This window comes from Gimesia benthica, from assembly GCF_009720525.1.
GTDB classification, from domain to species: domain Bacteria; phylum Planctomycetota; class Planctomycetia; order Planctomycetales; family Planctomycetaceae; genus Gimesia; species Gimesia benthica.
The window spans coordinates 1,153,656-1,168,301 of the sequence record NZ_CP043930.1 but is presented as its reverse complement, the minus strand read 5'-3'; the positions used below and the strand labels follow the sequence as shown (position 1 = coordinate 1,168,301).

The 14,646-nt window shown below is 50.0% G+C and carries 11 protein-coding genes; 5 read left to right on the top strand and 6 right to left on the bottom strand.

Features of this window, described 5'->3' with window-relative positions; translation table 11 throughout:
* The first annotated feature begins 28 nt into the window (after positions 1–28).
* Positions 29–1,066, top strand: coding sequence for a protease modulator HflC (hflC, locus tag F1728_RS04665; RefSeq protein WP_194242683.1), 1,038 nt, complete (start codon positions 29–31; stop codon positions 1,064–1,066).
* Between the two features lie 167 nt (positions 1,067–1,233).
* On the opposite strand, the gene F1728_RS04660 is transcribed toward hflC, so the two are convergent.
* The 6 genes from F1728_RS04660 to F1728_RS04635 form a co-directional block, all read right to left on the bottom strand.
* Positions 1,234–2,460, bottom strand: coding sequence for an acetate/propionate family kinase (locus tag F1728_RS04660; RefSeq protein ID WP_155363112.1), 1,227 nt, complete (start codon positions 2,458–2,460; stop codon positions 1,234–1,236).
* A complete protein-coding gene (locus F1728_RS04655; RefSeq protein ID WP_155363111.1) occupies positions 2,433–4,802 on the bottom strand; it encodes a phosphoketolase family protein in 2,370 nt (789 codons plus the stop codon). The genes F1728_RS04660 and F1728_RS04655 overlap by 28 nt, the downstream gene beginning before the upstream one ends.
* A gap of 273 nt (positions 4,803–5,075) precedes the next feature.
* Positions 5,076–5,573 (bottom strand): cytochrome c, encoded by a 498-nt coding sequence (locus F1728_RS04650; protein ID WP_155363110.1) that lies wholly within the window; start codon positions 5,571–5,573, stop codon positions 5,076–5,078.
* A gap of 239 nt (positions 5,574–5,812) precedes the next feature.
* Complete coding sequence (locus F1728_RS04645; RefSeq protein WP_155363109.1) at positions 5,813–8,533, bottom strand: cation-transporting P-type ATPase; 2,721 nt, start codon at positions 8,531–8,533, stop codon at positions 5,813–5,815.
* Positions 8,534–8,610: 77 nt separating this feature from the next.
* Entirely contained in the window at positions 8,611–9,270 is a 660-nt protein-coding gene (locus F1728_RS04640) for a response regulator (RefSeq protein ID WP_194242682.1), read from the bottom strand.
* Between the two features lie 2 nt (positions 9,271–9,272).
* Positions 9,273–11,354 (bottom strand): sensor histidine kinase, encoded by a 2,082-nt coding sequence (locus F1728_RS04635; protein WP_194242681.1) that lies wholly within the window; start codon positions 11,352–11,354, stop codon positions 9,273–9,275.
* A 341-nt stretch (positions 11,355–11,695) separates the two neighbouring features.
* On the opposite strand from F1728_RS04635, the gene F1728_RS04630 reads away from it, so the two are divergent.
* The 4 genes from F1728_RS04630 (at position 11,696) to F1728_RS04615 (ending at position 14,530) form a co-directional block, all read left to right on the top strand.
* A complete protein-coding gene (locus F1728_RS04630) occupies positions 11,696–12,115 on the top strand; it encodes a hypothetical protein (RefSeq protein ID WP_155363106.1) in 420 nt (139 codons plus the stop codon).
* A gap of 44 nt (positions 12,116–12,159) precedes the next feature.
* Positions 12,160–12,360: a carbon storage regulator gene (locus F1728_RS04625; RefSeq protein WP_155363105.1), complete on the top strand. Its 201-nt coding sequence runs from the start codon at positions 12,160–12,162 to the stop codon at positions 12,358–12,360.
* A gap of 280 nt (positions 12,361–12,640) precedes the next feature.
* Positions 12,641–13,567, top strand: a complete 927-nt coding sequence (locus tag F1728_RS04620) for a universal stress protein (protein WP_155363104.1) — start codon at positions 12,641–12,643, stop codon at positions 13,565–13,567.
* 288 nt (positions 13,568–13,855) lie between these two features.
* The gene (locus F1728_RS04615) at positions 13,856–14,530 is read left to right on the top strand and encodes a class I SAM-dependent methyltransferase (protein ID WP_155363103.1); all 675 of its coding nucleotides are present in this window, start codon (positions 13,856–13,858) and stop codon (positions 14,528–14,530) included.
* Positions 14,531–14,646: the final 116 nt, after the last annotated feature.

The following is a 14,646-nucleotide window of genomic DNA, read 5'->3' as shown; positions in this document are numbered from 1 at the left end:
GATTTATCATTCCTGTTAGAGGCTTACCATGTCAATTTCATTTCGTCGCTTCGGCGCATTTCGACAGTACCTCATTCCATTGATGATTGTTCTGATTGTCGTCGTGGCTGTGGTCGCTCGTGCTTCGGTATTTACGATTGACGAAGCGACCCAGGCGATCGTCGTACAATTCGGTGCCCCCGTCGGCGATCCCGTTACCGAGCCCGGGCTCCACTACCGCATTCCCTTCATTCAGGAAGTTCGCAAGTTCGACAAACGCCTGCTTTCCTGGGACGGTGATCCGAATCAGGTTCCTACCGTTGAAGAACAGTTTATTTCTGTTGATACTACCGCGCGCTGGAAGATTGTCGATCCCCTCAAATTCCTGCAAAGTGTGCAGGACGAAGCGGGAGCCCGGAACCGGCTCAATGATATCCTCGATTCAGTCGTGCGCGACAAAATCGCCTCCAGCCCGCTAGTCAATATTGTCCGGTCCAAAGACTGGGAGGTCACGGAAGAAGATCTGCAACGGACCATGACTGGAGAACGGGAAGAAGAGATCCTGCTTCAGAAAGTGGAAATTGGACGGGGGGAAATGGTCCGGGATATTCTCAAAACCGCTCAGCAGCAGATGCCTCAGTACGGGATTGAACTGGTCGACATCCAGATCAAACGGCTCGACTATGTCGAGTCAGTCCAACGGCAGGTCTTTGAACGCATGATTGCCGAACGACAACGAATCGCCGAACAATTTCGGAGTGAAGGTCAGGGGCGCGCCTCGGAGATTGAAGGGGAAACCGAACGCATGCTCGCCGAGATTGAAAGTGAAGCCCAAAAAGAGGCAGAGATCATTCGCGGGGAAGCCGATGCTGAAGTGACCCGCATCTACAGTGAAGCCTTCGGTAGTGACCCGGAGTTCTATAGTTTTCTACGGACACTGGAAAGCTATTCGGAATCCCTCGGCGAAGGCGTCACTGCCATTCTCAGCAGTGACTCCGATTACTTCCGCTACCTCAAGTCGGAAGCTCCGGCTCCGGACGCGGTTCAGAATCTCAAAGAAAAAGAAACAGATAAGCAGGAGAATTAGATAATTCGCTTAAGATTCTGGATCTCTACTCCACCTTTATTGCCCCACGATAGCAATACATAAATCTTCGGAATCTGGCACGATTTTATGATCGCTCAACCCGTCTGCATAGTACCAGACTGCACAGGCCAGAATGACGCTTCGCTTCCTCAAATGCGGCAGGTAAATCACGATGATTCCTCGCGAAGGCGTTGCGCAGCATGAGCGATATCTTGTTCCTCTCGAGTTCGAATGACTAAGATGCGCGCTGTTGAATCCACCTGCGCAATGTCCGAATCGGCCGAGCGCTCCTGATTTTTATCTTCGTCTAGCAACACGTTCAGGGACTGCAATCCTGCACACACACGGCTGCGAAGAGTCCGGGAGTGTTCTCCAATACCGGCCGTGAATATCAATGCATCGATGCCTCCAAGCGTCACTGCGAAAGCACCAATCGTTGAGCGAATGCGAGTGGCAAACATTTCGATGGCCAGACTCGCCCGCTTGTGGCCAGCATTTGCTGATTGTTCTACTTCCCGAAAATCAGATGATACGCCGGAAATTCCCAGCAGGCCGCTTTGTCGGTTCAGGATTTCGTCAAGGTGATCCCTCTTCATATGGTGCTGCTCCATGAGGTGTAATAAAATACCTGGATCAATGGAGCCGCTGCGCGTTCCCATCATTAAACCTTCCAGGGGAGTAAATCCCATTGTCGTTGCCACGGGCTGTTCCCCCCGAACAGCAGTTGCCGAGCAACCGTTGCCCAGATGACAAATGATCAATCGAAGATTCGAATCGTCCTCCCGTTCGAGTATCTCAGCAGCACGCTTCGCACAGTAGGCATGACTGATGCCATGAAACCCATAACGGCGAATGCCGTATTCCTCAAACCACTGATAAGGTAGCGGATACACTACCTCACGTCTCGGTAAGGCGGAATAGAAGGCCGTGTCGAATACAGCGATGTGAACTGCATCTGGGAAAACTTTGCGGGCAGCCTCCACTGCGGCTAAAGCCGGTGGATTGTGAAGTGGAGCAAGAGTGCTGATCTGCTCAAGCTCTTCACGCACACGGTCGTCGATCAAAACAGCTTGGTTGAACGCCGGCCCGCCATGGACGATGCGATGACCGACCGCGGTGACTGGTTTATCAAAACCATTGGCAGTTAAGCGATCCAGTATTTCATTGACTGCCATCCGGTAATCAGGGCTTCCCACAAGGGTATGACTGTCTTCGGTTCCCGATGTACGAAAGTGAAACGTGGCGCTAGAGTCGCTGCCATGCCAGTCGATGACTCCTCCAGCGAGTTCTGTTTTGGCGGCATCATCAAACAGAGCGTATTTCAACGTGCTTGATCCTGCGTTGAGGACGAGAATACTCATCTGATTTACTGCTCCGCCTGTGGCCAGTTCCATTCACGTATTTCTGGCATGTCCTGTCCATGCTCCGTGATGTACTGCTTGTGTTCAATCAGCTTATTTCGTAATTTCTGCTTGATGTGAGCGGCTTTAGCCCCGAGTTTGGGGACACGGTCGATGACATCTTCTACAAGGTGAAAACGATCCAGGTCATTCAGGACAACCATATCAAACGGCGTCGTGGTCGTGCCTTCTTCCTTATAACCGCGCACATGGAGGTTCTTATGATTAGTGCGGCGATACGTCAGTCGATGAATCAGCCAGGGATATCCATGAAAAGCAAAGATAATCGGTTTGTCCGTTGTGAACATGATGTCAAATTCCCTGTCAGACAGCCCGTGGGGATGCTCTCTCGGATCTTGCAGCTTCATCAGATTGACGACATTGATGACGCGGACCTTTAACTCCGGGAGCACACGTCGCAGGATATCCACTGCAGCCAGTGTTTCGAGTGTCGGTACATCTCCGCAACAGGCAAGTACCACATCCGGTTCATCTCCGTGGTCGTTGCTGGCCCAGTCCCAGATACTGACGCCGGCAATGCAATGCTCGATCGCCTCGTCAATATTGAGCCATTGTGGCCCTGGTTGTTTGCCTGCCACAATTACATTGACATAATTACGGCTGCGTAAACAATGGTCGGTGACCGAGAGCAGACAATTGGCATCGGGTGGAAGGTAGACGCGAATGATATTGGCTTTTTTATTTACTACATGATCGATAAACCCCGGGTCCTGGTGGCTGAAACCATTATGATCCTGCCGCCAGACATGTGAAGATAACAAATAATTCAGCGATGCAAGCGGTTGTCGCCAGGGAATATGATTGCAAACTTTGAGCCATTTAGCATGCTGATTGAACATGGAATCAATAATGTGGATAAATGCCTCGTAGCAATTAAAAAATCCGTGCCGACCGGTGAGCAGGTAGCCTTCGAGCCAACCCTGGCACTGGTGCTCCGAGAGCATCTCCAATACCCGACCATCTGCAGAAATGTGATCATCACCCGGTAAGGTCTCTCCGACAAAACCGCGATTCGTGACTTCAAACACATCTCCCCAGCGATTTGAGGCGTTCTCATCAGGGCTGAAGATGCGAAAGTTACGGGTTGGCAAGTTCGCTTTCATCACGTCGCGTATGAACTTGCCTTGAACACGCGTGGCTTCTGCCTTGACGCTGCCGGGACTGGAAAATATGACGGCATAGTCTCGAAAGTCAGGGAGACATAGACTTTTCAGTAACTGGCCGCCATTGGCGTGCGGGTTGGCTCCCATCCGTCGTTCACCGTGGGGCACAAGTGCCGTGAGTTCCTGTCGCGGGGCTCCTTGTTCATCAAACAGCTCTGCAGGCTGGTAGCTTTTCATCCATTGCTCGAGCAGTCTTACATGGTCCGGATTCTCGTGCATTTCTCCCATAGGTACCTGGTGACTCCGCCAGTTATCTTCGACTTGCTTTCCATCGATTTCTCGCGGACACGTCCAGCCCTTGGGAGTTCGCAGCACGATCATGGGCCAGCGTGGGCGAGTAGGATCATTGTTCTCCCGCGCCTGTCGTTTGATCTGTTGAATCTCATGAGCCACCTGATCAAGGATTGACGCCATCTGCTGATGCATCTTGTCTGGATCGTCGCCCTCAACATAATACGGTGTGTAACCGTATCCACGCAGTAACTGGTCAAGCTCTTCGTGGCTGATGCGAGCCAATACCGTGGGATTGGCGATTTTGTAACCGTTGAGGTGTAGAATCGGCAGCACGACGCCGTCGTGTATCGGGTTGAGAAATTTGTTGGAATGCCAACTCGTGGCCAGCGGGCCCGTTTCTGCTTCGCCATCGCCTACGATACAGGCAACAATCAGATCGGGATTATCGAAAGCGGCGCCGAACGCGTGTGATAAAGCGTAGCCTAATTCACCTCCTTCATGAATGCTGCCTGGAGTTTCCGGAGCGACATGGCTGGGAATTCCACCCGGGAAACTGAACTGCTTAAATAACCGCTGCATACCGGCTTCATCCTGCGTGATGCTCGGATAATGTTCGGTATATGTCCCTTCGAGGTATGTGTTGGCTACCAGACCCGGTCCTCCGTGGCCCGGTCCCGTGATATACATCATGCTCAAGTCGAATTTTTTGATGATACGATTCAGATGAGCGTACACGAAGTTCAAGCCGGGTGTCGTTCCCCAGTGTCCCAGCAGTCTTGGTTTGATATGTTCCTTCCGTAAGGGGACTTTGAGCAGTGGATTGTCGAATAAATAGATCTGACCCACCGACAGATAATTTGCGGCCCGCCAATAGGCGTCGATCCCATTGAGCTCTTCAGTGCTGAGTGGATTCGACATTTGATTTATCCTCAATTACATGGGTAATAAAATATTAATGTTCGTTAGAAGAACCACGAAGGGGCATTTCTTTGATGACAACCCCGCGTCGGGCGAAAGAAATGCCTGCTGTGATTTTGTGTCGATCATGACAGATTCGAGTTCTGACGCAGCAGCTTGGCTTCATTTCCGTGATCACTTTCGTAACGGAATACGCTGTTTTGCAATCTTTACATTGCTACTCACTCGTCACGTTGCTCCTGTCCCTGTTGAATAATGTTAAATCTCGCTTGATCACTCACTCTTGATTTCACGGTTATTGAGTAATTGGTGGCATTCAATACATGATTGCTCAAGACGCAGGACAGCTTCCTGTGAATTGTTGAAATCAGACTGGGCAGCGGCAGTGGCCAGTTCGTCTACAGCCTGCTGAAAATCTACACTGTACTTGTCGTAGGATTCGCTTTTCAGAAACCCGCTAATCATATTGCCGTAGCGCTTCATTCGTTTTGCTGAAATCTGCACACGTTCCAGGTCTCCTGCAACCATTTCATCCAGAATGTCATGCATTTCTTTTGACTTGCGGTGCATTACTTGATTTTTGAACCCATAGCGGCTTGGGGCACTGTCGATTTCACCGGCCTTTTGCCAGATCAACTGGATAAACCAGAACAGGAATGCTCCCGCAGCGGCACTGACTGATATTGTCACGATCCAGGAACGGACTTGGGATTTCATCGGAGGCTCCCTTTCAACAGATTCAGGAGCGTTGTTGTCATCGGCAAGTATCATCTTTATTTCGTCCTCAGCTACCGTGATTCCACTAAGGTCATCTTCAGGACGGTTAGGCCATGGCGTAGTCCCAAGCGATCCTTTATGTCACAGCGCGCAGCCACTCAGGTCTGCAATGACAGTGAATTCACAACCAATAAGTAAACGTCAAGTTGAAATCCTTATTCACCTTACTATTCCTTCGACACATCTGTCAGTCTTTGCACGTATGATCCGAAAGATCAGGTGGTTTGGTTGAGCTAAACGCTGGGACGCTGAGCCCATTTGCGACGCAACCACTTTTCGAACCCCACAATGACGTAAGCGCCAACACCAGTAAGCAATATTCTCCACCAGGCATCCCAGCCGATGGGAGCAGTGTGGAACAGGTAATTCATCAGTGGTAAATAAGTGAAAGCAAGTTGCAGGGCCATCATTGTGGCAACCCCGACCACAATCCAGCGATTGGTAAACAGTCCCAGGGCTAACATCGATTTGGTCAACGAACGGCAGTTGAAGAGATAAAATATTTCAACCATCACAAAAACATTAACGGCGACTGTCCTTGCAGCGGCATCACTCAAACCTTGCCCGAGTGCCCATTCAAAGGAACCAAATGCGCCGACCAGCATGATAAAGCCTACGATACAGATACGCAGAATCAGGACTTTATCTAGAATGGGGATTTTCGGATTGCGGGGTGCTCGACGCATGATACCCGGTTCTTTGGGCTCAAAAGCCAGCATCAGTCCCAGGAGTACGGCAGTGGTCATGTTGATCCACAGGATCTGGACCGGAAGCAAGGGTAAGGTCACTCCAGCAAAGATCGCCGCCAGGATTACCAGCCCTTCACCCATATTCGTGGGCAGCGTCCAGACGATAAATTTCGTGAGATTATCAAACACACCACGACCTTCCTCCACAGCAGCTTCGATCGTAGCGAAGTTATCGTCAGTCAGAACCATGTCGGCGGCTTCCTTGGCAACTTCTGTCCCCCCCACACCCATCGCCACACCAATGTCTGCCTGCTTCAGAGCAGGGGCATCATTTACTCCATCCCCGGTCATGGCCACAATGTGACCATTGGTCTGTAACGCCTTGACGAGGCGAAGCTTCTGCTCAGGTGTGGCACGCGCAAAAACGCTGACTTTTTCGGCGATGTCAATCAATTCCTGGTCGCTTTTTTCAGCCAGATCCTGGCTGGTCATTACCAGTGGAGCTTGTTCTGTCTCAATTTCAGTCCCATTGAGGCCAATTTTTCTGGCAATTGCTCGGGCCGTGACCGGGTGGTCACCAGTAATCATCTTGATGCGAATACCTGCCGCCTGACATGTCCGCACGGCATCAATCGCCTCCGGCCGTGGTGGATCGATCATACCCTGCAGCCCCAGAAAGGTGAGATTGGTGATATCACCGTGATCGATCTCATTACTCTCGGCTGCAAGCTTTCCTCGCGCAAAAGCTAATACCCGGAGTCCCTGTGAAGCCATCTCCTCGAGCTGTGACTGGATCACGTCCGAATCCAGAGATACTGGCTGGCCTTTCGTGTCTAAAGCCAGGTTGCATTTATCGAGGATAACTTCGACTGCTCCTTTCACGTAGACGGGACGTGTATCACCAGACTCGTCGTTGTGGAGTGTCGCCATGTATTGATGCTGCGATTCAAACGGAATTGAATCGAGCCGCGGCCAACATTGTTGAGCTTGCCAATCGTCTAACTCGGCTTTTCTTGCCGAAACGAGCAGAGCTCCCTCGGTAGGATCACCGTTGACATCCCAGTGAGTTTCCTTCTGCATGAGTGTTGAATCATTGCACAACAATCCTGCCAGCAGACATTCGCGTGCGGCAGCATTATCTGCCAAAGCGACACCGGTCCTGGGATCGAGCATGCCGTCGGGACAATAGCCGCTTCCCGATAATTCATATTTCTGTCCTGCAGCATAGACCTCTCTCACCGTCATTTGATTAACTGTCAATGTGCCCGTTTTGTCAGAGCAGATCGTAGTGGTACTTCCCAGGGTTTCAACAGCGGGCAGCTTTCGTATGATCGCACGGCGGCGTGCCATGCGCGAAACTCCAATGGCCAGCGTAATTGTCACAGCGGCTGGCAATCCCTCCGGAATGGCACCGACGGCCAATGCGACCGCTGCCATGAACATGTCAAAGCCCGATTGGCCCCGCATGACACCAACAGCAAACGTGAGGGCTGCTAATACCAGGATCACGATCAGCAACAGGCGGCTGAATGCGGAGATCTTACGTGTCAGCGGCGTTTCCAGAACGTCTGCCGTGGACACCAAAGTGCTTATTCGCCCGACTTCAGTTTTTGCGCCTGTAGCAACGACAATTCCCCGCCCCTGTCCGTAGGTAACAAGAGTTGTGGAATACGCCAGGTTTCGTCGCTCTGCGAGGGGTGTGTTGGCGGGTAGCGTCTCAGCTGCCTTGGGCACCGGCGCTGATTCACCCGTCAGCGTTGATTCGTCAATCTGCAGGTCACGGCTGCGCATCAGTCGCAGATCGGCTGGAACCTTATCGCCGGACTGTAGCAATATGATGTCGCCTGGAACTAGTTCAACCGATGGAATCTGATGAATTTCACCACTGCGCAACACCCGTGCTTCAGTGACAGTCATCTTGGAAAGTGCTTCCAGGGCTTTAGCTGCCTTGGATTCCTGCAGGAATCCAATGGTGGCATTGACCATTACCACTGTGAAGATCACCCCCGCATCAATCCACTCATTTAAAGCTGCAGTAATACCACTCGCAACCAGTAGGATATAAATCAGTGGTTGATGGAACTGCAGGAGAAATGTGATCAGTGGGCTATGCCCGTCGCGAACCGGGATTGCGTTGGGACCGAACCGTTCTCTCCGGGATTCAACTTCAAATCGGTCCAGCCCTTTTTGCGGATCGCTGTCAAGCAGCGTAATAATCTCTTCTGCATCGAGCTGGTGTAAATGCTTTTCAAACAAGATCTCCATGGGCTTCCTTCATCAGTATGGCAGTCTGATTACATCTCGGAATGAGCAGGACTTACTGGGAAGTTACAGATTCATGTTTACCCGTTTTCCAGCAGCCATTGAACAGCAGAGCGGGACATCTCAGCAGCATTATTGAGACCCAGCTTGCGTTTGATATTGTTACGGTGAGAATCGATGGTGTGAGGGCTCAGGAACAGTTGCTCTGCGATCATGCCACTGGTGAGGCCTTCACCAATCAGCCGGAAGATTTCGAGCTCTCGATCAGTAAGTCTCTCGATCGGGGTCTTTGCTGCTTCCACGCAACCCAGCGACTGGTTGATCAGCCTCTGGCTGATATCAGGACTCACAAAGTGCTCTCCGCGCAGCACAGTGTGGATCGCATCGATTACTTTTTCATTAGATTCCTGCTTGTTCAGGTAGCCCAGTGCTCCTGCGCGCAGAGCGCGCTCTGCATACAGTGACTCCTGAAATCCGGAAACGACGAGAGTCTTAACTTTGGGGTGTCTCAGTTTGATCTGCTTGACAAGCTCGATACCGTGCCCACTTTTCAGAGCGATATCAACAAGTACCAGATCAGGACTCAATTGACAAACCAGTGAAATTGCTTCCTCTTCGGTACCTGCTTCACCGCAGACCTCCATGTCAGCATGAAAATTGATGCGCGTTGCCAGGGCTTCACGGACCAAGGGGTGGTCATCGATGATCAGGATTCTCGCAGGCATGCTTTGCATAGACATGTTTAGCACTCCTTGATCAGTTTGGTCGGTACGAGACATCTGATTGATGTCCCGCCGCAGGGATCGGCTTCTATGTGGAATGTTCCACCTGCGACTCCACATCGATACTGCATGGTCCTTAACCCCATTCCCATCCCTTGATTCGATTGATCCCCGTCTTTGTCAGGTCTGATTCCAATGCCGTTATCGTTCACTTCAAGTACGACATAATCTTCGTCACCTTCTAATATAATACTGATTTCTGTGGCTTGACTGTGGCGCAGAGAGTTACTGGTCGCCTCCTGTGCGATTCGATACAAGTGGGTGGCTGTGGCATTGTCGGCAAGCACGACGCTTGCTGAGGACTCGAACCGGCATGTGACGCGAGGATGTGTATTAATCGAGGCTGAGAGCTCTGCGAGTGCCGCCTGCAATCCACGAGGCTCAATCTGCACAGGCATTACGCCATGGGCCAGACGCCTGACATGCACATTCGTCTCATTGAGTTGTGAGGAGATTCTCGCAGCTAAAGCCCGCAGTCGGGAAAACTCAGCTGTTTGTAAGTGGCGTGCAGTTTCTTCGTTCGATTCCTCTGGAATCGCATCCAGAAGTTCGACAAGCGTGCCTGCAAACAAAGCCAGTCCAGTCAATTCCTGACCAATCCCATCATGCAGTTCCTGCCCGATTCGTCGCTGTTCATCCTCAGCAATCTGCAGAACGTGAGCCTGAAGCTGTTTGCGTTCGGAGATGTCGTGGACAATCCCGGTGAATACCTGCAGATGATCGACTTCTGTGATCGAAATTTCGATGGGAAATGTCGAGCCATCTTTCCGGCGACCAACAAGTTCACGGACTGAGTCGAGAATTCGGGGTTTGCCGGTTTGTAGATACCGTTTAATATAGCTGTCGTGCTCTTCGCTATAAGGAGCCGGCATGAGCATACTCACGTTCTGGTTGATCATTTCATTCCGGGTATAACCGAACAATCTCTCCGCAGAACGATTTATGGTCTGGATCACCCCCTGGCTGTCTATCGAGATGATCGCGTCAAGGGCCGAATCCAGAATCGCTTCAAGATGGCTGCGTTCCGCTCGTATTTCCCTCGTGCGCTGCTGCACAGCTTCTTCCAGATCAATCGTGCGTTGCCGGAGCTTGGCGTTCTCAACCCGGGAGTGGGTATCATCGAAGACATACCCTTTGAGTCGGATAAGATTTCCCTGTTCATCGAAGGTTCCGATGACGGTCTCAACAACATGCAGGGCTTTGCCGTCGTTGCGACGTGTAATGCGTTCAAATCGATCGAGCGCCCCCATATCACGGATTCTCTCGATGAACGCAGCCCATGAATAAGGATCTGAGTAAAAGTCCTGTAGACTACTACCGACAGCCTGTTCCTGACTTGCAAAACCGAACATGTCGACAAACGCACGATTGCACAGCAGAATTTCACCTTCAGGCGTGGCGAGATAATCTCCTGTGAGGTCGTCGTCAAAGAGTAAGCGATAATTTTCTTCACTTTGTCGAAGAGATTGCTGTGCAAGTTTTGTTTCTGTGATATCCCGCAACAGCGCGTCATAGGCGGTTAACTGACCGTCAGCATCATAGTAAGGAATGATCAGTTTCCTGAGCCAGCGGAGCTGTCCATCTTTGCGTCGGATACGGAATTCAGACGGCTTTGGCTGTTCCCCTGAAAGGACCAGTTCAATTTGTCGTTCGATAGCAGGTCGATCGCCCTCATGGACAAGGTCGATCCACAGACGGGGAGTTGCGGCGTATTCCTCGGGCCGATAGCCGGTGATAGCAGCGCACTTCGGCCCATGTTGCTTTTCAAGAATATGTCCGTTTTCCAGCAGAACGTGGTAGTGATAGTCGGCGACGGCGTCTCGTAATTGATGGTAGCGGAATTCGTCTTCCAATTGCATTTGCCGATGTTGTTTCTCAACCATAGCCTGGACGTGCTTCTCGCTGAAAACGGTTTTAGATGAGCCCGAAAGGGGACCTCTATTAAGGACCTTGAGGAAAATTATACAAAGCAAAATTCTGCCGTGAATAGCGGAATCCGCCATTCCTGAAATGGTGTTAACATCTATTGTAGAAGTTGCCATGCTATGCATAATTTTACGACATTGAGGTCAGAATTCCGCCACTAAAAAGCGTGAGAATCTGACGCACAGCGAGGGGCGTAGGCGGTTTCAATGCTGTAATGCGAACAGGAACATGTTTATGACGAAAAGAGGCAGAATAGTTCAGGAATCAGCAGTTTAAATCGTCGCAGTTAAGCTGAGCACTGGAGAAACAGAACGGATTATCCCAGTAGATCTGTCCCAACTCGCCGAAGCAGATCGTCTGAGTATTCTGATGATCTGCGATAGTGGTAACAGCGGTTAGACACTAGAAGTGAACTGGTTGCAAAACAAACTTTGATCAATTAGCAGGGAGGATTGTAATGAGTACTGCCACTTTGAACCAAATGAATATGATTGACTTAGATGCTCACGCAGGTAGCAAACGCAGGACTTCCATGAATACCGGGCATCAAACAGAGACAGAGCTCACAAAGGGGCAGCCTTCTCTCGAAACTCTCCCGGCGAGCGCTGGCGAAAGAGGGGTGTGCAGCTTGTCCGCCGCCGGTGCTCGTCATCTATTACATTCCAGTGATTACGGAGAGATACGTTGCCTGGAATGTGAAGCACAAGCAGAGGTTCTGATCCTGCGTGGCCAGGTAACATCTTGGCATCAGAAGCAGGTAGCTCAAGAAACCGTCCGAAATGTTCCCGGCTTCATAAAATTATTGAATTTTGTGGAAGTCGTCCCGCAGCAACCGATAGAGAGGCGCTCAGGCCATTCGCGGAAAGTTGCGCAGTAATCTCAACAGGCACTCATAACGTTTCCAGTTTTGGGAGGAGTACAATGCTGGTCCTGACTCGTAAGCGTGGTGAAAGAGTTGTTATCAGTGATAACATCGAGCTGACAGTGGTTTCGATTCGCGGGAAACGAGTGAAACTGGGAGTGACTGCACCGGCAGATGTCATCATCCGCCGGAACGATCTTTCTCAATCAGGCAATAGGAAGGCCTTGCTTGAAGAAAGTTGTCCCACCCGGGTGTCTTAGCTCTGGTCTCAGTCACTGCGGCCATCAGCATGATACAGATCCGTTTGTCCATTCCTTGGAGTCTCTGGGAGGGATATTTTCTTATCATGTCGCATAGCCAATTCCCCGCCACGACTACTAAGGTCTGGATTTGGTTGAATCATGATTCATCGAAAAATATACTGAATGGTTGATAAAAGGATGATTTTTAGAAGTATTTCAGGTAGCAATATGATCTGGTACCTGAAAATCACCCTCAGGGGCAACAATCCACTATTAAGGATGGAGTAGATCAGAACTCATGCAGCGGTTTAAAAAAATTCTAGTGGGTGTTGACCTGTCATCAGGAGATCACCTCGTTTCAGATGAGGTTTCACCTGCCTCTCAGGAAGCGGTAGAGCGCGCCATCTGGTTGGCCGGATCGAATTCTGCAGAGCTCACATTCTTTTTTACCCTGGATGTTTCTGCTGAAACTCAACGGATGATTGAAGAGTCTAATGAGAAGGACTCTATAGTCACAACTGCTCAAGAAATCTTGAACAGGCTGGTTTCGCAAGCGAAAGAATCAGGAATCAAGGCTGACAGTGAGGTCTGTTTCGGCAGAAGCTGGCGACAGATAATTCTGAAGGTGGTACATGATGGATACGATATGGTGATAGCGGGAACCCGACATCTGGGCCCGTTCAAATCAATATTGCTGGGCAGCACTGGTGTGAAGCTCTTGAGACTATGTCCATCTCCTGTATGGATTACACAGCCACAATCAGATTCACAGATTAAATCGATCCTGGTTGCACATTGCTTGCGTCCTGTTGGCGATCTCGCTCTGGAGCTAGGGGCCGCCATGGCGGAATTACACGGCTCGGAACTCCATGTAGTTCACTCACAGGAACATTCGGAATTTGACTCCTGGCATTCTACTTTCCAGCATGAGGAAAGCAATCTGAAAACTCCGCTCGAAGTCAAACGCCATATCGAATCTCAGCTTACTGATTTCCAGCTGAAAACTCATCCACAGATACACATCGTCACTTCCACACCACCTGATATCGCAGTTTTGAGTCTGGTGGAAAAGCACAGTATCGAGCTGCTTGTTATGGGCACCATCGCACGTACGGGCATTAGTGGATTGATAATAGGGAATACAGCGGAAAAATTACTTCCACAAATCAACTGTTCTGTTTTGGCAGTCAAACCTGCAGATTTTGTTTCACCTGTAACAAGCTGAAGCTGATAAAGTCCAAAGTAGTATCTATTTTTCTGGGAACAATGAGTTGACCGTTTTATCTCTAACCTGTCCGAACGGGTACATAAAGAAATACTATATGCCGGGATGCTCGACACAGTCTTGTCCTTTTTCTGATAAGATCTGGTAATAAAGACCATGGGGATGACATACTGTTTAACTGCGTTTAAGTAGCGAACAATGAATTCCGCATCAGATCTCTGGGAATCATTGCTAAATTTGATTCGCGTAATTCAGAGCTTGGTGATACTAACCTAAGAAATATTCAGTATGGATAATTCTCGATCATTCATTGAAGCTGATTCTCCACGTCCCTCCATACTACCTTGTTTTCTGCGTGGTTTTCTTGAGAATCCATTACGGGTGGCTTCGTTTCTTCCGAGTTCCATTTACCTGCAGCGAAAACTGAGTTCACTGGAGTGTCTGCAGGCTGCTCAGGTGGTTGTTGAATTGGGGCCGGGCACCGGAGAAACCACGCGGGCACTGCTTAATCAACTACCTCAGCAGTCTATTCTGCTTTGTATTGAAGTCGTCAATGAATTCGTGAACCAGGTTCGGCGGCTCACAGATTCTCGATTGATTGTTGAAAAAGGATCAGCATTAAATCTACGGGAGATCCTCAAACATTACCAGCTTGCGTCTCCCGATGTGATTGTTTCCGGGGTACCTTTTTCAGTAATGTCTCCCGAAGAGGGGCATTCCCTGATTGAATCGATTTATGACACCTTAGCGCCTGGCGGGAGCTTTGTCACCTATCAGTTCCGCAGTAGGGTCTGCGATCTGGCATTCGAATATTTCGGTCAGCCAAAGCATCGCTCCGTGGTTCTCTGGAACCTGCCTCCCCTGGAAATATTTGTCTGGCAGAAGAACAGCACACACGGTTCTGTCTTACGTAATCATAGCGACTTCGACTTCGATTTCGACTTCGATTTTGACGCAACATAACTGACCTGCCCTGAGGGCGACAATAGGATTATGTAGATGAGTCTGTTAAATAACTTGTTTCCATCTTTGAACCACCTGAAATGTCAAGAATTTACATTTGCTTTTTTGCTAGCCAC

Coding starts and splice junctions, on each gene's coding strand:
- F1728_RS04615 (WP_155363103.1), top strand. CDS start 13,856: ATGGATAATTCTCGATCATTCATTGAAGCTGATTCTCCACGTCCCTCC.
- F1728_RS04635 (WP_194242681.1), bottom strand. CDS start 11,354: ATGGCAACTTCTACAATAGATGTTAACACCATTTCAGGAATGGCGGAT.
- F1728_RS04645 (WP_155363109.1), bottom strand. CDS start 8,533: ATGGAGATCTTGTTTGAAAAGCATTTACACCAGCTCGATGCAGAAGAG.
- F1728_RS04660 (WP_155363112.1), bottom strand. CDS start 2,460: ATGGAACTGGCCACAGGCGGAGCAGTAAATCAGATGAGTATTCTCGTC.
- F1728_RS04625 (WP_155363105.1), top strand. CDS start 12,160: ATGCTGGTCCTGACTCGTAAGCGTGGTGAAAGAGTTGTTATCAGTGAT.
- hflC (WP_194242683.1), top strand. CDS start 29: ATGTCAATTTCATTTCGTCGCTTCGGCGCATTTCGACAGTACCTCATT.
- F1728_RS04655 (WP_155363111.1), bottom strand. CDS start 4,802: ATGTCGAATCCACTCAGCACTGAAGAGCTCAATGGGATCGACGCCTAT.
- F1728_RS04650 (WP_155363110.1), bottom strand. CDS start 5,573: ATGATACTTGCCGATGACAACAACGCTCCTGAATCTGTTGAAAGGGAG.
- F1728_RS04620 (WP_155363104.1), top strand. CDS start 12,641: ATGCAGCGGTTTAAAAAAATTCTAGTGGGTGTTGACCTGTCATCAGGA.
- F1728_RS04630 (WP_155363106.1), top strand. CDS start 11,696: ATGAGTACTGCCACTTTGAACCAAATGAATATGATTGACTTAGATGCT.
- F1728_RS04640 (WP_194242682.1), bottom strand. CDS start 9,270: ATGTCTATGCAAAGCATGCCTGCGAGAATCCTGATCATCGATGACCAC.